The organism is Mycolicibacterium sarraceniae (assembly GCF_010731875.1).
Classification (GTDB): domain Bacteria; phylum Actinomycetota; class Actinomycetes; order Mycobacteriales; family Mycobacteriaceae; genus Mycobacterium; species Mycobacterium sarraceniae.
Map to the genome: position 1 here is coordinate 1,290,218 of NZ_AP022595.1, position 20,665 is coordinate 1,310,882.

The following is a 20,665-nucleotide window of genomic DNA, read 5'->3' on the forward strand; positions in this document are numbered from 1 at the left end:
TCTAGATCGGGGTCAGACCGTGCTTACGCTGCACCCGGCTGATCTGCTTGCCACGCAAGAGCCGCAGCGATTTGCGCAGCAGCAGCCTCGTCTCATGAGGCTCGATCACACCGTCGATGTAGCCGCGCTCCGCCGCCGTCCACGGTGTGGCGAGGTTGAGGTTGTAGCCCTCGATGAAATCGGCGCGGATCTTGAGCACTTCGGGCGCGTTGGGATCGGGGAAACGCTTGACCAGTAGCTGCGCCGCACCCTCGGCGCCGATGACGGCGATCCGGGCCGTCGGCCAGGCGAAGTTCAGGTCCGCGGTCAGCTGCTTGCAGCCCATCACCGCGTATCCGCCGCCGTAAGCCTTGCGGATGATGACGGTCACCTTCGGCACGCTGGCCTCCACCAGCGCATTGAAGAATCGGCCGCCGCGCTTGATGATGCCGTTCTTTTCCTCCGCCACCCCTGGCATGGCACCGGGGGTGTCGACGACGAACACCAACGGAAGATTGAACGAGTCACAGAATCGGATAAAGCCGGCCGCCTTGTCGGAGGCCTCGGTGTCGACCGCACCCGACAGGTACATCGGCTGGTTGGCGATCACACCGACCGGACGCCCGTCGACGCGCGCGAATGCGGTGATCATTGCCGGGCCGCGCTGCTCACCGATGTCGAAGATGTTGCCGTCGTCGAAGATCCGCAGCAGGATCTCGTGCATATCGTAAGCGACGTTGTCGGCGTCGGGAACGAGGCTGTCGAGTTCCAGGTCGTGCGGGGTGATCTCGGGCTCAAGGCCCGGGTTGATGATCGGCGGATCGTCAAAGGTGTTGGCGGGCAGGAATTCCAGGTAATCGCGGACATACTGGAAGGCGTCGGCCTCGGTGTCCACCACCTTGTGGATGTTGCCACGCTGGGCCTGGACATCGGCACCGCCGAGTTCGTCGAACGTGACGTCCTCGCCGGTCACGTCCTTGATGACGTCCGGGCCGGTGATGAACATGTAACCCTGGTCGCGAACCGCCACCAATAGGTCGGTCTGGATCGGCGAATACACCGCCCCCCCAGCGCATTTGCCCAGGATGATCGAGATTTCGGGGACCAGGCCGCGCAGCATTTCATGCCTCCGGGCCAGTTCGGCGTACCAGGCCAGCGAGGTGGCGGTGTCCTGAATGCGCGCCCCCGCAGAGTCGTTGATCCCGATGATCGGGCAGCCGACCATGGCCACCCACTCCATCAGCTTGGCGACCTTGCGGCCAAACATCTCGCCGACGGAACCCTGAAAGACGGTCTGGTCATGGCTGAAGACGCCGACCGGACGGCCGTTGATGGTGCCGTGCCCGGTGACGACGCCATCGCCGAACAACGCGTTGGGATCGCCGGGCGTCTTGGCCAAGGCACCGATCTCGAGGAAGCTACCCGGGTCGACCAGGGCGTGAATCCGGGCGCGCGCGCTGGTGCTGCCCTTCTTCGCACGTTTGGCGACGGCCGCCTCGCCGCCCGGTTCCTTGGCGAGCTCCAGCTTTTCGCGGAGTTCGGCGAGCTTTTCGGCAGTGGTCACAGCAGTCACTTGGCCTCGTTCTCCTCGGCGTCGATACGGTGGATCGCCTCGCTCAGATGTGCCCCGACCTTGGCGATGTACGGCTCGTCGATCGCCTGGATGTGCTCGCCCCCGATCGGCACCACCTCCAGGTCGGATACGAACTCACCCCACCCGCCATCGGGCTTGCGGATGGCGTAGCGCGGCTCGAACATGATCGCGTCATCGTGGTAGCGGTCGGCCAGGTACAGCGCGACATGCCCGTCATAGGGCTCGATGTGAGCGGTATCCAGGGCCCGGTTGTCCAGATACGACGTGCGCTGGTGCTCGATGATCCCGCCCGGGATGTCGACGCCGGCCTCCTTGACGGCGTCCAGCACGAACCTGACCTGACCGTCATCGTCGAGTTGTTCGAGCTGCTCGTACGGGATCTCGGGGATGTCGACGTTGAAGGTACGCGAAGCGAACAGGGCGTACCGATCCCAGCGAGCGCGGATCTCCTCCTTGGTCTGCGGCACCTCCTCGCCGGCGCGCACGGTGTCGATCAGGCCGACGAAGCGGACGTCACAGCCGTTGCGCTTGAGCCCGACCGCGCAGGCGTAGGCCAGCGCCCCACCCAGCGACCAGCCAGTGAGGATGTACGGGCCGGCGCCATTGATCTCCATCAGCTTCGGCACGTACTCGGCGGCGCGCTCCTCGATCGAACCCTCGACCCGCTCCAGCCCGTAGATCGGGGTGTCCGCGGGCAACCGCTTCATCAGCGGCTCGTAGACCACCGTCGAACCGCCGGCCGGATGAAACACGAACACCGGGGTCTTGGTGCTGCCTTCTTGCCGCGCGCGCAGGACACGCACGAACCCGTCGACAACACCATCCTCGAGCTGGTTGCGGACGGTGGTGGCCAGTTCCTCAATGGTCTTGGCGGACTTGACGTCCTCGACGGTAATGGTGCCGTCGGCGCGCTCCGAGAGCCGGCCGGCCATCTTCGTCGCCGTCTCGTCGTCGAGTGCAGGCAGCTCGTTGAAGATGCCTCCCGGGGACTTTCTGGTGACGATCGCCCACGTCGCGAACGTCACGCGTTCGGCGGCGTCGCGCGGCGGCACATCGGCGCCGAGCGCCTCGGTGACCGCCTCCTGGGTCAACACCTTGGCTGCGGCCGCGGCAGCGGTGGACTTCGGACCCGAGGGATCGGTTGGCGGCGGCGGGATCTCGAGCTTATCCTCGACCGGGGCCGCCGGTGCTGCAGGCGCGTCAACGGCCGCCTTGGTCGCGGTCAGCAGCGCGTTCATCTCCGCCGCATTCTGCTCGGCAGACTGACCCTGCTGGTGCTCATGCAGATCGCCGACCTCGTCACGGTGCTCGATCGCGTACTCGATGAGCGTTTGGACCGCATACAAATTGGCGTCGCGCACTGCAGTCAGCTGGATCGGCGGCAGGTCGAAGTCGTACTCGACGCGGTTCTTGATCCGCACGGCCATCAGCGAATCCAGACCCAGCTCGATCAGCGGCACCTCCCACGGCAGGTCCTCGGGCTCGTAGCCCATGGCTCCGCCGACGATCGCACCCAACCGATCGGCCACGGTCTCGCCGGAATCCGGCGACCACTTGGCGAACCCGGCGGCCAGGCCGGCGCCCGCAGCCAGATTGTCGGACAAGATTTCTGCATCGTCGGGCTCGTCCACCGCTTCCACCGCAGGTGCCGTGACAGCAACAGCCACCGCCGAGGGCAAGGCCGACGCCGCACCGCCACGGGTGACGACGGCGTCGTACACCAAAGTGAAGGACTCCTCGATACGGGCATGCACCTGCACCGAGGCCCCACCGGGATGCCGGGTCAGCGTCGTCACCAGCCGGGCCCCGTCGCCAACCACCGCGCGCTGTTCGGACGCCGTCAGCTTCGCATCCGGAAGCACTTGCGCTGCAGCGGCTTTCACCAGAGCCGCCAGATCGGCCTGCCCCTTCGGCGAGTACTCCCAGACGTGGCGACCGTCGGGCGTCGCGACATGGTTGCCCGGCATCATCACCGCGCTGTCACCGCTGAATTGCACATCCAGCCAGTGCGGCTTGCGCTTGAAGCGGGTCGGCGGAATAGCGGCGTACTCCCCCGCGTCGAAAAGCGTCCGCAGATCCAGGTCGTGGCCGTAGACGTAGAGCTGAGCCATCGCCGCGATCATCGACTCGACCTCGTCCTGCTTGCGAGCCAAGGTGGCGATCAGCTGCCCGTCGTGCAGTCCGGCAGCTGCCGTGGTCAACCCAACCTGCATGAGCGCCACCGGGTTCGGCGCCAGCTCCAGGAAGGTGGTGTGTCCGCTGTCGACGGCGTTACGGATGCCGTGGGTGAAGTAGACGCTGTGACGCAGCCCCTTCTTCCAGTAGTCGACATCGTGGATCGGCTCGCCGCCCGGGCGGATGTAGCTGCCCTCGTGCACCGTCGAGAAGTATCCGAGTTGCAGCGGGTGCGGTTCGATACCCTGCAGCTCGGCGGCCAGCTCGCCCAACAGCGGGTCCATCTGCTGAGTGTGGCTGGCACCCTTGGTCTGTAGCTTGCGGGCGAATTTGCCCTCGGATTCGGCGCGAGCGATGATCGCGTCGACCTGTTCCGGTGGACCGCCGATGACGGTCTGGGTCGGAGCGGCGTACACGCACACCTCCAGGCCCGGAAAATCGGAGAACACGGTCTTTATCTCCTCGGCCGAGTACTCGACCAGCGCCATCAGCCGGATGTACTCGCCGAACAGCATGGCCTCGCCCTCACCCATCAGGTGCGCGCGGGCACAGATGGCGCGGGTCGCATCGGCCAGCGACAGACCGCCGGCGAAGTAGGCGGCGGCCGCCTCACCGAGCGACTGGCCTACCACCGCAGCGGGTTTCGCGCCATGGTGCTTGAGCAGTTCGCCGAGCGCGATCTGGAGGGCGAAAATCACCGTCTGGACCACTTCGATCGGGTATTCGCAGGTTTCGTTCGTGTAGTCGATCGCATCGTCGAGGATCAGCTCGACGACGGAGTAGCCGCGCTCGTCTTGGATGTATGCGTCGACCTTGTTGATCCACTCGGCGAACACCGCGTCGCGCAGATACAGGCTCTTACCCATCTTGCGATGCTGTGCACCGAATCCGGCGAGCACCCACACCGGTCCGTTGGTCACCGGCCCGTCGGCGCTGTACACCAGCGGACTCTGCTTGCCGTCGGCGATCGCGCGCAGGCCCTTGACGGCTTCGTCGTGGTCGTGGGCCATCACTATCGCCCGCGAGCGGCCGTGGTTACGCCGCGACAGGGAGCGGCCGATGGCCTCCAGCGACGTCGCCCGACCCTTGGGGCTGTCGACCCAGTCCGCCAACTCGGCGGCCGTCGCACGCTTGCGTGAGGTCAGGAACCCCGAAACGGCAAGCGGAACAACGGGAACGGGCTGCTCAGAGGATTCCCACTCAGCGCGCGCAGCCTCGATGAGTTCCAGCGCCGCGTCAGTCAGCCCGGGCAGTTCCGACTCGGCGTCCTCGGCGTATGCGCCCGCCGCCGCGTACTCGTCGTTGGCAGGCTCGTCATCGACGAACTCGCCGTACTCGTCCATCCGGACCCCGCCCACATACACGGCGTCGGCATCAACGGCTTTCGCGCCGCGGTCGACCGAGTCAGATTCCTGTTGCGGCTCAACCAGATCCGAGGGCAGCACCTCGCGCAGCACCAAGTGCGCGTTGGCACCACCGAAGCCGAATCCGGAGACCCCGGCGATCGCGTGCCCGCTGTAGCGCGGCCAGTCGGTGACCTTATCGGCCACCCGCAGATGAATGCCCTCGAAGTCGATATACGGATTGGGCCCGGCGTAGTTGATCGACGGCGGAACCTTGTTGCGGCTCAGCGACAGCGCCACCTTGGCGAGGCTGGCTGCACCCGCGGCCGACTCCAGATGTCCCACATTGGATTTCACCGCGCCCAGCAGTGCCGGCTGGTCTGCGGGACGGCCCCTGCCGATCACCCGGCCCAGGGCGTCGGCTTCGATCGGATCGCCGAGGATGGTGCCGGTGCCGTGTGCCTCGATGTAATCGACACTGCGCGGGTTGATTCCGGCATTCTTGTACGCCTTACGCAGCACGTCGGCCTGTGCGTCGGGGTTCGGCGCGAGCATACCGTTCGAGCGGCCGTCGTGATTGATGGCGCTGCCGGCGATGATGGCCAGGATCTCGTCGCCGTCGCGGCGGGCGTCGGACACCCGCTTGAGCACCAGCATACCGCCGCCCTCGGAACGCGAATATCCGTTGGCGTCAGCCGAAAACGACTTGATCCGGCCGTCCGGTGCGAGCACACCACCGACCTCGTCGAAGCCGATCGTCGCCAGGGGGGTGATCATCGCGTTGACGCCGCCGACCAACGCCACCTCGGCCTGCCCGGAGCGCAGCGCCTGTACACCGTGGTGTGCAGCGACCAGCGAGCTCGAGCAGGCGGTGTCGACGGACACCGACGGGCCGCGAAAGTCGTAGAAGTAGGACACCCGGTTGGGGATGATCGAGCTCGTGGTGCCGGTGATCGCGTAGGGATGCGCGGTCGTCGGGTCGGCCACCGCCAGGAACTGGTAGTCGTTGTTCGTCGAGCCGATGTACACCGCGACATCGGTGCCACGCAGGCTGGAGGCCGGGATGCGGGCGTTTTCCAGCGCTTCCCAAGTGAGCTCCAGCGCCATCCGCTGCTGCGGATCCATATTGTCGGCTTCCATCTTCGACAGCGCGAAGAACTCGGCGTCGAAACCCTTGATGTCGCTGAGATATCCGCCGCGGGTCGCGGCCTTGGCCACCCGCTCGGCGATGCGCGGTTCGGCCAGGAATTCCTCCCAGCGGCCGTCGGGCAGATCGGTGATCGAATCGCGGCCCTCGAGCAGCGCCGCCCACATCTCGTCGGGGGTGTTCAAGTCACCCGGGAACCGGGTGGCCACACCGATGATCGCGATGTCCTCGACGTCGGCTGCGCGCGACCAGTCTTCGCTGTCGCCGTCGAATTCCACCTCCGGCTCGCCCTCGACGATCACGGTGGCCAGCGCCTCGATGGTGGGATGACGGAAGGCCACCGTGGCGGTCAGCGTGACACCGGTGAGGTCCTCGATATCGCTGGCCATCGCGACCGCGTCGCGGGAGGACAGGCCCAGCTCGACCATCGGGGTGGACTCGTCGATCGCACCGGGCGGCTGCCCGGTCGAGTTGGCCACCCAGTTGCGCAGCCATTCGCGCATTTCCTGCACCGTCATGTCGGTGCGGGGCGGGCTCAGGGCCTCTGATGGGCTAGGCGTTTCGGGCGTTTCGGACGTTTCGGGCGTGTGTGATTCAGACATGAGGCCTCACCTCGTGCGAAGGGGCGGCCACCCCATCGTCGGTTGAGCACTTCCTTCGGTCGTCATTCCGTTTCATCGGGGAAGGCATTGGCCACCTTCCCGCTGCGAAGGGTGCCGTCCAGATACGCCGACCGGCAGGCGCGCCGGCCGATCTTGCCGCTGGAGGTACGCGGGATCGCGCCGGCCGGAGTCAGCAGCACGTCACGCACCGTCACACCGTGGCGAACCGCGATGGCCGCGCGGATGTCGTCGGAAACGGGCCCCAGCTCCATCTTGTGCGAACCGGCCGCACGCTCGGCGACGATCACGAGCTGCTCGGAGCTGTCATTGGCGTCGCGCTTGAGCCCGGCGTGCGCGTTCTCGAACACCTCGTCGGGCAGCTGGTTGGCGGGCACCGAGAACGCGGCGACGAACCCGGTCCGCACGGCCTTGGTGGACTCCTGAGCGGAGTACTCCAGGTCCTGCGGGTAGTGGTTGCGGCCGTCGATGATCACCAGGTCCTTGACGCGGCCGGTGATGTAGAGCTCACCGTCGTGGAAGGCGCCCAGGTCACCGGTGCGCACCCAGGTCGCCTCGTCGGCGGCGCCCTCCGCGTGCGACGGGCTGGTCCGGGACTTGAGGATGTTCTGGAATGTCGCGACGGTCTCTTCGGGCTTGTTCCAGTAGCCGGTGCCCATGTTCTGGCCGCTGATCCAGATCTCGCCGATCTGACCGTCGACCAGCTCGGTGGCGGTCTCGTTGTCGACAATCACGGCCCACTCGGCCACGCCGACCTTACCCGCCGAGGCCTGGGCGACTGCCGTCGGCGAATCGTCGGGCACCACGACGAACATGCCACGGTTGAGCTGGTCGCGGTCGACCGAGACGATCTTCGGCTCTTCCGCAGCCGGGGTGGTCGACACGAACAGCGTCGCCTCGGCCAGACCGTAGGACGGCTTGATGGCCTTGGGCTGGAAGCCGAAGGGGCGGAAGGCATCATTGAAGCGCTGCACGGTGGCCGCCGAGATCGGCTCACTGCCGTTGAGGATCGCCTTGACGTTCGACAGATCGATTGGCTCTTCGTCGTCCTTGGGCAGACCTCGCGCGGCGGCGTGATCGAAGGCGAAGTTCGGGGCCACCGAGATGGTCCCCCCGGTGTCGCCCTCTCGATGGGCCAGCTCGCGGATCCAGCGGCCGGGCCGGCGGACGAACGCGGCGGGCGTCATGAACGTGAAGTAGTGGCCGATCATCGCCGGCAGCAGCGCGGTGACCAGGCCCATATCGTGGAAGAACGGCAACCAGGAGACACCGCGGTCGCCCTCTTCGCCCTCGAGTGCCTCGATCACCTGCACCACGTTGGTGGCCAGGTTCAGGTGGGTGATCTGCACACCGCTGGGAATCCGGGTCGAGCCCGAGGTGTACTGCAGGTAGGCGACGGCATCGGCGTCCATGGCCGAGTCGTGCGGCTCCCAGGTGGCGCCGACCTCGTCGGGGATCGCGTCGACGGCGATGACACGGGGACGCTCTTTGGCCGGACGGCTACGGAAGAACTTGCGCACACCCTCGGCGGCTTCAGTGGTGGTCAGGATCGCCGATGCGCCGCAGTCGTCCAGAACTGCGTGCAACCGGCCGACGTGGCCGGGCTCGGACGGGTCGAACAGCGGGACGGCGACGCGGCCGGAGTACATGGTGCCGAAGAAAGCCACCAGGTAGTTGAGGTTCTGCGGGCATAGGATCGCGATCCGGTCGCCGGCCTGGGTCACCTGCTGCAGCCGGGCGGCGACGGCACGGTTGCGGGTGCCGAAGTTGGCCCAGGTCAGTTCGCGTACGACGCCATCGCGTTCGACCGAGAAATCCAGGAAGCGGTAGGCGACCTTGTCACCGCGGACCTTGGCCCAGCGCTCCACGTGCTTGACCACGCTGGCGCCCTCGGGGAAGGTGATCAGCCCGTTCTTGATGAACGGATTGTGGAACGGCATACCAATCTCCTGTCAGCACACATCTGTGTCGGGCTCTGTGGCGGCCGCGCATAAAGTCGCGCCACCGCGTCGTCCATGCGTCGCGGGTCCCAAACCTCCCAGATCGTACAGAGTCATCCCGGTCCCACCTGGAACCTAAGGGGCCCGGTCGGCACTGGGGCCCCGCATACGCGTGCAGCTCTTATTTTCTTCTTAATGTTAAGCGTAGTCGCGGCAGCGGCCAAATCCTCGGCCGCCGAAGCGTCCACGTCATCCGTGTTTCGGATACGGCGCGTTCTCGATGAGGTTGTGCGCCCAGTTCAGTGTCCACTGTGTGGCCGTTTGCCCGTCGAGGTTCCAGAATTGCGGCGTGTTATAGAGGGCGTGCACCGGCTGCCCGGCACCGCCGGCCAACACGTCAAGGGTGGACGGCAGGTTGGTGATATTGAACGCTTCCTGGGGGGCCGCGCAGATCAGGTCACCGGGACCGCAAATCTCGTTGGTGCGGTTGTTCAGCGCACCGAATCCGCCCGGGCGCGCGCCCGTCATCGTCAGACCCATCGCCGACAGCGCCGGGAATTCGGCGAGTGTGATCTCGGCGCCCTGGCCGGGCGGGTTGGGACCGATGTCCTGCCCGACGCCCACCTGGCGGCGGCCGTCGGCGATCAACGTCACCCCAAGGACCAGGTCCTCGTCGATCGGACCCCGGCCGTTGCCGATATCGCTGGCGATATCACCGGCGATGATCGCGCCCTGGGAGAAGCCGGCCAGGACATAGCTAGTCAGCGGGCAGCGATTGTTCATATCGGTGATCGCCTTGACTGTGGCGCGGGTGCCCTCGGCCCGACTGTCGTTGTAGGACATCTGCTTATCCTGCGACAGCGGGTTATGGAACTGCGCGGTGTACGCAATGGTGTACACCTCTACCCGGTCACCGCCGAACTGCCCCGCGAGCGGCCGGGTGACGTTGCCGATCAACGACAGCGGGAACTGGGTCGGGTTCAGCGGATCGTCGGTCGGTGACGATTCCCAGGTACCGGGGATCGCGATCATCATCACATCGGGGCAGCTGGCGTCCTGGAATTCGGGCCGCGGCTTGTGCTGGCCCGGCGAGCTGGTAGGCGGCAGCGCAGTCGGCGGCACAGCCGTCGGTGGCGACTCCGGCCGGCGCACGATGATCACGATGATGGCGACGACGAGCGCGACGACGACGGCCATCGCACCAGCGGCGACCAGTCCGAGGATGCGATGGCGTCTACGCCGGGCGTTAGTCCGGGAGGTTCGAGCCATGGAAGGGGCGTTGTCTTCCTGTTAGCAGAGCCGCTGGGTGGCGATCCGGATGTAGTCGGCCGTGGCCTCGGTCGCCTTCGGCTCGGGGGCGGTGTGCGCCGGCACCGGCGATAGTGAGTCGCTGACGTCGCTGCGCACCATCGGCGCGATGTAGTCCCAGACTGCCTGATCGCTTTGACCGGCCGCATGGGCCTGGCAGACGTGGGAGCCGATACTCAATGCTTCCAGCTCGCTGGACGGGTACACACCCGCGGCGGTGAGCGCGTCGAGGAACTCGCGCTGTGCCGGGGTGACATCGAATTTAGTGGACTGCAGATCGACGTCCGGACCCAGGACCGCGCCCTGGCCATGAATGGCTCCGTAGGGCGCGGGCGGCAAGGCGGTGGTCACCAGGTCCTCACCCGAACTGCAGGCCACCATCAACCAGGCCGTTGGGCCGACCAGGCCGATCACGAGCGAGCGGTGCACGGCTCCACGTTACCGGCTGCCCCTGAGTGGCCCAGAGCTCCAGAAGGTTGCGGAAAGCTAACAGTTAGGCGGACTTGTTACCTATTTGATAGCTGCCGCGAGGTCGCCGGACATCGCGGCCAACTGAGCGGCCCAGTTGCCCCAATCATGGTTGCCACCCGCCGGGAAGTCGAAGTGCCCGTTGCGCCCGCCCAGGGAACGGTAGTGGGCATAGAAGGCGCGGTTGCTGCCCTGGGCCTGGTCGCAGTAACCGATCATGGCGGGCACGTCGCTGCAGGTCAGGGTCTGGGGGCTGAAGATCCACAGCCGGGTGTTGTTGTCCACCAGCAGCTGGGCGTGCACGTCAGGGTCGCGCCACTTCCACCGGCCTAGCTGCGCGGCACCCCACATGGCCTGGGTGTTCACCCCGCCGAATTCATTCATGCCGGCCGTGATCGCGCCATTGAGGAAAGTGTTCGACGGGGTCAGGAAGCCTGACATCGACCCTGCGTAGCGGTAGCGGTCCGGGTGGAACGTCGCCTCCATGAGGGCTCCGGTGCCACCTTGGGCGGCACCGACGATCGCGTGCCCGCCGGGCGCCAGGCCCTTGTTGGCCGCCAACCAATTGGGCAGCTCGTCGGACAGGAAGGTCTCCCACTGCCGGGTGCCGTCGGCTTCCCAGTTGGTGTACAGGGTGAACGCGCCGCTGGCCGGCGCGACCACCGAGACGCCCTTACCGGCGAGGGTGTTGAAGGCGTTGCCCGCGGTGACCCAGTTGCTGACCGGGTCGCCGGCGTTGAACGCATCCAGGAGCACCACGGCATGCGGGCCGCCGGCCTGGAATGCCACCGGGATGTCGCGGCCCATGGCGCCCGACGGCACCATCAGATACTCGACATCGGCGGCGTGAGAAGCCGGCGCGGTCGCGCCCCACAGTCCCAGCGCCAGAACTGTGGCGCAGACTCCCCGGAACAGGCCCGACAGACTCATCATGGTCACCTCAAGTCGACTAGTCACGGGTACAGCCCCGCCCCACCTGCAAAGTAGTGAATCACACCGCTTAGTCAGATGGTTTGGATATGCCAACGGCGACGACCATGAAGGTCGTCGCCGTTGGTAGTTGTCGATTGCTACTGGAGGTGAAGCTCAGGCGGTCGGCGTGGCGCCGAGCACGCGCTGAATGTCGGGCTTCATCTGCTGCAGCTGCTGGCCCCAGTAGTTCCACTGGTGGGTGCCGTTGGCGGGGAAGTTGAACACCCCGTTGGTGCCACCCTTGGCCAGGTAGGTGTCGCGGAACGTCTTGTTGGTCCGCAACGTGAACCCTTCGAGGAACTTGGCGTTGAACAGGTTGCCCGAGCTGGTTCCGGCATCCAGATCGGACGGCTTGCCGTCGCCGCAGTAGATCCAGATGCGGGTGTTGTTGTCGATCAGCTTCTGGATGTTGACCATCGGGTCGTTGCGCTTCCAGGCGCTGTTCGGGTCTTCGGTCGGACCCCACATGTCGTTGGCCTTGAAACCGCCGGCATCACCCATCGACAGGTTGACCAGCATCGGCCACCAGCCCTCGGACAGGTTGAGGAAGCCCGACAGCGCAGCGGCGTACGGGAACTGCTCGGGGTGGTAGATCGCCAGGGTCAATGCGGCCGAGCCGGCCATCGACAGACCAACAGCCGCGCTGCCGGTCGGCTTGACCGCCTTGTTGGCGGCCAGGTACGCGGGCAGCTCCTGGGTCAGGAAGGTTTCCCACTTGTAGGTCTGGCAACCGGCCTTACCGCACGCCGGCTTGTACCAGTCGGAGTAGAAGCTGGACTGGCCGCCGACGGGCATGATCACCGACAGGCCCGAGTTGTAGTACCACTCGAACGCCGGGGTGTTGATATCCCAGCCGTTGAAGTCGTCCTGGGCGCGCAGACCGTCGAGCAGATAGACCGCCGGCGAGTTGGGGCCACCGCTCTGGAACTGGATCTTGATATCGCGTCCCATGCCTGCAGACGGCACTTCGAGGTACTCGACCGGCAGGCCCGGCTTGGAGAATGCTCCCGCCGTTGCGGAGCCGCCGACGACGCCGATCAGGCCGGGCAGCACGGCGGCAGCCGCGGCAGCGACTGTCAGCCGGCGCAGCCAAACGCCTCGCAACTTCTCAACGAATTTCATTTATTTTCATCCTTTTTTGGGTGCCGCACCGCATGCGATCAAGGCAGCCGTGCCCTGTCAGTCAACCACATGTGGCCTGATCGTTCCTCTTCGACAGATGTCATCGCGACCGCCCTCTCACCGGCTAATTGTGGCGATGAGGTCGGGTTTCAGTACCGCCAACTGGGCTCCCCAATCCGGCCACGAAGAGCTGCCGGACTGCGGAAATTCGAACGTCGCTGCTGTGCCTCCAGCCGCGGTGTAGGCGGTTTGGAAATCCTTGTTGCTCGCCATCGCCAACATCTCCAGATCCGTCCGCCCGGGCGTGCTGTAGATCCACAGCCGGGTGCCGTTGTGGGCGATGGTGGCGGCCTGCAGCACCGGGTCGTTGCGCTTCCACGCGGGGTCCCACGGTGCGCCCCACATGTTGTCGACGTTGTAACCGCCGGCGTCGATCATGGCCACTCGAATGGCCTGCTGCACCGGCGGCGCCGAGGGATTGAGGACGCCCGACAGCGAGGCCGCGTAGCTGAACTGCTGTGGGTGGTAAGCCGACAGGATCAGCGCGGCGCCGCCGGACATCGACGCCCCGACCACCGCGTTGCCAGTCGCGGAGACCTGCTTGTTGGCGGCCAACCACTGCGGCAGCTCGCTGGTGAGGAAGGTCTCCCACTTGTAGGTGTAGGGCTGTTTGTTGAAGCTCGACGGCGAGTACCAGTCGCTGTAGAAGCTGGACTGCCCGCCGACTGGCATCACCACCGAAACACCGGTGCCGTAGAACCACTCGAACGCCGGGGTGTTGATATCCCAGCCGTTGTAGTCGTCCTGGGCCCGCAGACTGTCGAGCAGGTAGACCGCTGTGGACGCGGCTCCGGCACCCTGGAACTCGACGTGGACGTTGCGGTTCATCGACGGCGAGTACACATCCAGGTACTCCACTGGAAGGCCATCCCGGGAGAACGCATTCGCGCTCGGGGTCACGCCGACAACTGTTGCCAGCGCAGCCAGCAGCAGGACGGCGGTGAGGGAGACTCTCACGGCACGAACCATCGGTTGCTCAACTCATTCGTTTACGGGCATGGCACAACCCTTGTCCGCACTGACATTGGTTCGCCCAGCGTTGTCACACCTGATGTGTGTATCGCCGCAAACTGACCGCAGCGTTACCGGATAGGGCCCGGCTGGCAAACCAAGTTACCGCGTGCGCGACGAAATCATGAAACCTGCTGCACGAAACCCCTAAGCGGTGAGATATCGGCCACAATCGGGCCATCTCCGGGAACCGGAATGCACGTAACACCCTGCACTCAGCCCACTTTGGCCCCACGCGGGCCGGACTAGGGGCCCGTCGCCGGCAAGCCCGTGTACGGCGTCCCCTTCAGCGACGGCTCCGGCAGACCGCAACGTTGCAACTCGTACTGCGGCACCCGATCGATGCGATAGCGGGTGAAATCGAGCGCGTGCGCAACGTTCGACACGAACCTGCGAATCCCCAACGGGCCGCGGATGGAGTTCAGCATCGCGTCAGTCTCCGGGCAGCCCAGGGCAACCCCGGCCTCGGCGATCCAGCCCTCGTCGAGGTAGGGCGGCACGTACGGATGCTCCTTGAGCCAGGGCCCTTCGGCAACAGCCCAATCCGGGAAGAGGTTCTTGTCGTGACCGATCCGGCCGTCATCCAGACGCGCGGTATGCGCCGCGATCGGATTCGCCAGACCGATCTGATCGATCACCCTGATGTTCAGCCCGACGTTCATGCCGAGCATCCCGAGATTGGTGAAAAACACTGTGTGCGGCACTATTTGACGACGCCAGGTGTCCATCGAGACACCGGGCGGTGGTGGTGGCGGCGGGAAGGCGGGCACCACATCCCACACGTCGTAGTTCCCCGACGGCAACAGCAACGCCCCGTCAGGCGTGTTGTTGATCGCGGTCAGCACCGCACGCATGCGCGGGTAGTCCAGGTAGTCGGCCGCGGTCAGCGGATGCGCATGTCCGGTGGCCTGCGAATAGAACCGCCGCTCGTCGACGATGCCCGAATACGTGACTCGGGTGGCATCGCGGCCCATCCCCGGCGAGTTCGCCGCCCACAGCGACCAGCCGATCACGCCCAGCCACAGCGCGGCGGTCGAGCCGGCCAGCACCACGGCCTGGTCCCGCGCCGATGAGACGGTGTCGGGTAATACCAGCGGTATCACCGACACCGGGGCCAGTAGGCAGAACACTGGTGTCAGCAATACCCGGCCGTGCATGAAATCGCCGCCCTGACGGATCCAGTACAGCGCCTGTACCAGACCACTGACGAGCATGAAAATGACGACAGCCGTAGGGCTTTGGAGCCGGCTGGCGATCCGGCCAGTCGGGCCTGCCGCCGGGCCCGCGGTTCTGCGTGCCGCCACCACTACCGCACCGAGCGCGATCATCAGCAGCGCCGCCAGCCACAGCGCGTACGGCGCATCGAAGTTGGCCAGGTAGATCAGGCCCTGCGCCCATTTGTTGCCAGTGGCGTCCTTGGCCAACGCGGTCTGCGGGAACAGCAGCCCGTAGTAACCCATTCGGAAGATCTGATAACCCACCGGGAACAGCCCGCCGGCGATCGCGATGAGCAGCCGGCGCCGCCAGCCCCTGGCGGCGACGAGCATCATCACCAGCGCCAGCCCGCCGACAAGAGCGAGCTCGGGACGAACCAGCACGCTCAAGCCCGCGACAAACGCCAGCGCGGCCGTGAAAGCGGGTCCGCTGCCGCAGCGCCGTGGCGCTTGCGACCAGGCGACCATCAGCCACCACAAGAGGCCTATCCAGGCCAGCACCAGGCCGTTCTCCAGACCCGAGGTGGCGAAATCGCGTGCGGGTGGGATCGCGATGTACACCAGGGCGCCTGCCGGCAGCAGCAGCGCCCGGTGCCCCTGCAACCCCGGTGCGAATAGCCGTGCGGTGCCGACCATGACGAATACGACACCCGCGACAGACAGGCTCAGCGCCAGGGCCAGCGCCACGTACTCCAGCCGCACCGGCCCGCCGATGAGCCCGCCGAAATAGGTCAGGAAGGTCCACAGCGTGGAGGTGTTGGATTCCACCCGCTCACCGGCGTTGAACACCGGACCGTTGCCGGCGAGCAGATTGCGCACAGTGCGCAGCACGATCAAACCGTCGTCGGCGATCCAGCGTCGTTGCCAGGCGCCCCAGGCCCACAACGCGGCGACCAGAACAACGCTGAGCCAGAAGCTGATGCGGGCCAGCGGCCGCAGCGGGAACACCGGCGCCCACGGCAATTTCAGCGGCCCGGCCTCGGCCGGGCCACGTTCAGAAGTCAGTGGCTCAACTGAAGGCGATCGCTGCAACGACCGTTCCGATCATCACCAATCCCAGCAGCTGCAGCACCCGGTCGCCCAGCACGATCTCCTCGGGTTCACCGGCCAGACCGCCGTCGACGTCGATGGCATACCGCAGGATGCCCATCGTGAACGGCACGATCGATATCGCCCACCACGATCCGGTGCTGCCGTCGCGCTCAAAGGCGAACAGTCCGTAGCAGAGCACCACCGCCGTCGCCGACAGGGTCCACACGAACCTCAGGTAGGAACTGGTGTAGCTCTCCAGTGATTTACGGATCTTGGCACCGGTGCGCTCAGCGAGCTGCAGTTCGGCGTAGCGCTTACCGGCCGCCATGAACAACGCGCCAAACGCCATCACGAGCAGGAACCATTGCGACAGCGGGATTCCCGCGGCCACACCACCAGCGATGGCCCGAATCAGGAAGCCCGAGGACACGATGCAGATGTCCAGCACCGCTTGATGTTTGAGGCCGAAGCAGTACGCCAGTTGGATGCCGATATAGATGCCCATGACCAGCGCCAGCTGCGGGGTCAGCCACCAGGAGATGCCCAGCGATGCGACGGCGAGCGCCACGGCGATGCCGTAGGCCAGCCCGACCGGCAGCACCCCGGCCGCGATGGGCCGGTGCCGCTTGGTGGGGTGGGCGCGGTCAGCGTCGACGTCGCGAGCGTCGTTGATGAGGTAGATCGACGATGCGGCCAGGCAGAAGACCACGAACGCGACCGACACCTTGAATCCGACATCGGCGTAGTCGTATTGCACGTCCCGGCCCAGAGCCGCCAACGGGGCGACCAGCACGAGCAGGTTCTTGACCCATTGCCGGGGGCGGATGGCCTTGATGATCCCGGTGAACAGATTGCTCGGCGGTCCGGCGACCTGCTTCCTACCCTCACTCATGGGCGCTCACTTCGGCGTCTCCTTCTCACGTGAGGCACAACAGCCGACCGTCCGCGCGACCACCGCGCCGACCGCCGCCCCGGCAAGGACATCGCTCGGGTAATGCACGCCGAGCACCAGCCGCGACAGGGCCATCGCAGGCACCACTACCAGCGGCAGCCGAGACCGGGTGGCTCGGCTCAGCAGCATAGCCGCGGCAGTTGTGGAGGTGGCGTGCGCCGAGGGAAAGCTGAGCGCGCTCGGCGTGCCGACGTTGACCGCGATCGCCGGATGGTGGGGCCGCTTGCGCTTCACCACCAACTTGATGGCGATCGCAGCCGCATGTGCGGCGACTGCTCCCGCACCCGCCAGCACCCAGTCCCGGCGGCGACTGGGCATGACCAGTGCGCCCACCGCGGAGATCGCGACCCAGCCCTGGGCGTGCTCACCGAAGTGGGACATCGCGCGGGCCACCTCGATCACCGGGGGCGTGCCCAACGTCGACTGGATAGCGACAAGAGCGGCCACTTCGCCGCTCGCGGGCGGCGCAACGGGCTCAGCGTCAGGCATGGGTGGAGGAGTTCTCGAGCAGCACCGTTTCCCACTTCTCCTTGCTGGCGAGCACCGGCAATGCCTTGCGGTAGACCCGGCGCATCCGATTGAACTTGCAAGCCAGCTGCACCTGACGACGCGTCGATTCACGCAGCAGCGCGAACATCTTCGCGCGGTCACGTTGGCGGTAGACCACACCGCGCCCGTCGGCGGTGGTCACGGTGACACCGTCCACGCGGCACAGCGAGAACCAGCGGGCGTCCTGCGTCGCGACGTTGATCTGCGGGCGCTCGTGATGCACGGGATCGTGCCGCTTGAGCTGATGGGCCACACCGCGAGCAAGCCGCAACGAGATCGACAGCGGGTTGGTCGGGATGTTGACCTTCTTGCGCCACCGCTTGTCCGACGGGGTGGGCAGCGACGTCGCGCTCGCCAGCACGACGGCATCGGGATACTGCGTCCGCATTTGCCGAACCTCCGGCAACGCGGCCTCCAGGATCGAGAAGATGTGCTCCGGCCCGGCGAGGAAGTCGTCCATCGCCTTGTTCTGGATTGCGACGGTCGAATACTCAAGGCACAGAAGGTGTTTGAGCGTGGCCTTCAAATGGCTGGCGATCAGGCCCCGGACGTTTCCGTCCCAGTGCAGGGCAGCCACCACCAACCGGTTGCGCAGATGGAAATAGGCCTGCCAGTCGATGGCGTCATCCTTGTCGCTCCACGCCATGTGCCAGATCGCCGCACCGGGCAGTGTGACGGTGGGATAACCGTGCTCACCGGCCCGAAGTCCGTAATCGGCGTCGTCCCATTTGATGAACAGCGGCAACGGCTGACCGAGCTCCTCAGCGACCTGCCGCGGGATCATGCACATCCACCAGCCGTTGTAGTCGACATCGATCCGGCGGTGCAGCAGCCGGCTGCGGTATTCCTCTTCGTCGTTGAGCGAATACTTCGCGAAGTTGTGGTCGTATTCGGTGTTGAGCGCACCGGTCCACATGAAGTTCTCGGAGTCGACCATCTCACCCATGACGTGCAGGTGCGAGGGCTCCTGCAAGTTGAGCATCTGGCCGCCGACCAGGGTAGGCGTCTTGGCAAACCGGTTGAGCGCCAAGGCCCGCAGCACCGAATCCGGCTCGATGCGGATATCGTCGTCCATGAACAAGATCTGTTCGCAGTCGGTGTTCTTCAGCGCCTCGTACATCACCCGGCTGTAGCCGCCGGAGCCGCCGAGGTTGGGTTGGTGGTGAATCGACAAACGGTCACCGAGTTTGGCGGCAGCGGCCGGGAAATCGGGGTGCTCGGTGGACTTGTTCGTACCTTGGTCGGTGACGATGACTGCAGTGATCACGTTGTCCACCAACGGATCAGAGGTCAGCGCCGCCAACGCGTTGACACAGTCCGCCGGCCGGTTGAAGGTCGGAATTCCTACCGCGACGCTGGCCCGCCCCGGCGCGGCCACCGGCGCGAACCAGCCCGCGCTGTGCACGGTGACCTTGGTGTCGGTGGTGATGTCGAACCAGATCCAGCCGCCGTCCTCGAAGGGGTCCAGGCCGATCTCGAACTCCGCCGCGGTGGTTGTTACTTCGTCCCGGCTGCTGACTTCGGTGCCACCGACGGTGATTCGCGCGCCGGTGGCCTTGGATCGGTAGACATCGACGCGGGCCGAACCCGTCAGTTCGACCCGCAGAACCACCGACTCCAGCGTCGACCAGCGTCGCCAATAACTGGCCGGGAACGCATTGAAGTACGTCGCGAACGAGACTTCGGACTCCGCGCCGATCTCCAGCGTGGTGCGAGTGGGCGCATGCGCGCGGCGCGCGTTGGTCTCCGACTCCTCGATGTAGAGCTTGCGGACGTCGAGCGGTTCACCCGGCCGGGGCAGGATCACCCGGGACAAGAGGCTGACGGCTTTGGTTTCGCCGGCCGCGATCGGTCCGGACGGAATCTCGCTCATTCTGTGCTGCTTTCGGTCAGCGGAGCCCCGTCGCGCAGGTGTGGCGCCAGGGTGTTGTCGTACATGTTCAGCGCGCTGGCGATAGCCATGTGCATGTCCAGGTACTGGTATGTGCCTAACCTGCCGCCGAAAAGAACCTTCTCCGAGGCGGTCTCGGCCTTGGCCCGAGTCCGGTAGGCGGCCAGCACCTCACGGTCGGCTTCGGTGTTGATCGGGTAGTAGGGCTCGTCATCGTCGGCGGCGAACCGGGAGAACTCCCGCATGATGACCGTCTTGTCGGTCGGATAGTCACGCTCCGGATGGAAGTGCCGGAACTCGTGAATGCGGGTGTAGGGCACGTCAAGGTCGTTGTAGTTCATCACCGGCGTGCCTTGAAAATCCCCGGTGGCCAGCACCTCGAGCTCGAAATCCAGGGTGCGCCAGCCCAGCCGACCCTCGGCGTAGTCGAAGTAGCGATCCAACGGACCGGTGTAGATGACCGGAGCGTCGGGGTTTTCGGCGCGCAGGGTGTCGCGGACGTCGAACCAATCGGTGTCGAGCCGCACCTCGATGCGGTCGTCAGCGGCCATGTTCTCCAGCCACTTCGTGTAGCCCTCGACGGGGAGGCCCTCGTAGGTGTCATTGAAGTAGCGGTTGTCGAAGTTGTAGCGGACCGGCAGGCGGCTGATGACGGCAGCGGGAAGGTCGACGGGGTCCGTCTGCCATTGCTTGGCGGTGTAGCCCTTGACGAACGCCTCATAGAGCGGGCGGCCGATCAGCGAGATGGCCTTCTCCTCGAGGTTGGCGGCCTCGTCGGTCTTGAATTCGGCGGCCTGCTCCCTGATCAGCTGGCGCGCCTCGTCCGGGGTGAAGTACTTCCCGAAGAATTGCGCCACCAAGCCCAGCCCCATCGGGAACTGGTAGGCCTGCCCGCCATACATGGCGAACACCCGGTGCTGGTATCCGGTGAAGTCGGTGAACTGGCGGACGTAATCCCAGACCCTCGCATTAGAGGTATGGAACAGGTGCGCGCCGTACTTGTGGATCTCGATGCCGGTCTGCGGCTCGGGCTCGGAGTAGGCATTGCCGCCGATGTGCGACCGGCGTTCGATCACCAGCACACGCTTGCCGAGCTGACTGGCCACCCGTTCGGCGATGGTCAGGCCGAAGAAACCTGAGCCGACGACGAAGAGGTCGAAGGAGCTTGTCCCGCCCGGGGATTCTGAAGAGCTCATCGGGGCCTAGGTTATCGGACCCAGGCGGTGTGACCCGCATCGCAAGCCCGGGCAGGGCCCGGAAATCACGAGCAAACCCCGTGGGAATCACG

Annotated in this window: 13 protein-coding genes; all 13 read right to left on the reverse strand. The window is 65.8% G+C overall.

Annotation, left to right across the window (positions count from 1 at the left end):
• Nucleotide 1: 1 nt before the first annotated feature.
• Nucleotides 2-1,552 (reverse strand): acyl-CoA carboxylase subunit beta, encoded by a 1,551-nt coding sequence (locus G6N13_RS06750; RefSeq protein WP_163695530.1) that lies wholly within the window; start codon nt 1,550-1,552, stop codon nt 2-4.
• Entirely contained in the window at nt 1,549-6,741 is a 5,193-nt protein-coding gene (gene pks13, locus G6N13_RS06755) for a polyketide synthase Pks13 (RefSeq protein WP_322789306.1), read from the reverse strand. The genes G6N13_RS06750 and pks13 overlap by 4 nt, the downstream gene beginning before the upstream one ends.
• Before the next feature lie 161 nt (nt 6,742-6,902).
• A complete protein-coding gene (gene fadD32 / locus G6N13_RS06760) occupies nt 6,903-8,798 on the reverse strand; it encodes a long-chain-fatty-acid--AMP ligase FadD32 (RefSeq protein WP_163695536.1) in 1,896 nt (631 codons plus the stop codon).
• A 249-nt stretch (nt 8,799-9,047) separates the two neighbouring features.
• Nucleotides 9,048-10,067: a carboxylesterase Culp6 gene (gene culp6, locus G6N13_RS06765; protein ID WP_163695538.1), complete on the reverse strand. Its 1,020-nt coding sequence runs from the start codon at nt 10,065-10,067 to the stop codon at nt 9,048-9,050.
• A 21-nt stretch (nt 10,068-10,088) separates the two neighbouring features.
• On the reverse strand, nt 10,089-10,535 hold the full coding sequence (locus tag G6N13_RS06770) for a DUF732 domain-containing protein (protein WP_235677951.1): 447 nt from the start codon (nt 10,533-10,535) through the stop codon (nt 10,089-10,091).
• Between the two features lie 81 nt (nt 10,536-10,616).
• Nucleotides 10,617-11,504 carry an alpha/beta hydrolase-fold protein gene (locus tag G6N13_RS06775; protein WP_407663879.1) on the reverse strand — a complete coding sequence of 296 codons (888 nt, stop codon included), beginning with the start codon at nt 11,502-11,504 and terminating at the stop codon, nt 10,617-10,619.
• Nucleotides 11,505-11,660: 156 nt separating this feature from the next.
• Complete coding sequence (locus tag G6N13_RS06780) at nt 11,661-12,668, reverse strand: esterase family protein (protein WP_163695541.1); 1,008 nt, start codon at nt 12,666-12,668, stop codon at nt 11,661-11,663.
• Between the two features lie 117 nt (nt 12,669-12,785).
• Nucleotides 12,786-13,697 carry an esterase family protein gene (locus G6N13_RS06785; protein WP_163695543.1) on the reverse strand — a complete coding sequence of 304 codons (912 nt, stop codon included), beginning with the start codon at nt 13,695-13,697 and terminating at the stop codon, nt 12,786-12,788.
• A gap of 287 nt (nt 13,698-13,984) precedes the next feature.
• A complete protein-coding gene (gene zomB / locus G6N13_RS06790; RefSeq protein WP_322789307.1) occupies nt 13,985-15,901 on the reverse strand; it encodes a terminal beta-(1->2)-arabinofuranosyltransferase in 1,917 nt (638 codons plus the stop codon).
• 61 nt (nt 15,902-15,962) lie between these two features.
• Nucleotides 15,963-16,877, reverse strand: a complete 915-nt coding sequence (locus G6N13_RS06795; RefSeq protein WP_163695547.1) for a decaprenyl-phosphate phosphoribosyltransferase — start codon at nt 16,875-16,877, stop codon at nt 15,963-15,965.
• Nucleotides 16,878-16,883: 6 nt separating this feature from the next.
• Nucleotides 16,884-17,426, reverse strand: a complete 543-nt coding sequence (locus G6N13_RS06800) for a phosphatase PAP2 family protein (RefSeq protein ID WP_163695550.1) — start codon at nt 17,424-17,426, stop codon at nt 16,884-16,886.
• The gene (locus G6N13_RS06805) at nt 17,419-19,359 is read right to left on the reverse strand and encodes a glycosyltransferase (protein WP_163695553.1); all 1,941 of its coding nucleotides are present in this window, start codon (nt 19,357-19,359) and stop codon (nt 17,419-17,421) included. The genes G6N13_RS06800 and G6N13_RS06805 overlap by 8 nt, the downstream gene beginning before the upstream one ends.
• Entirely contained in the window at nt 19,356-20,573 is a 1,218-nt protein-coding gene (glf, locus tag G6N13_RS06810; RefSeq protein WP_163695554.1) for a UDP-galactopyranose mutase, read from the reverse strand. The genes G6N13_RS06805 and glf overlap by 4 nt, the downstream gene beginning before the upstream one ends.
• Between the last annotated feature and the right edge of the window lie 92 nt (nt 20,574-20,665).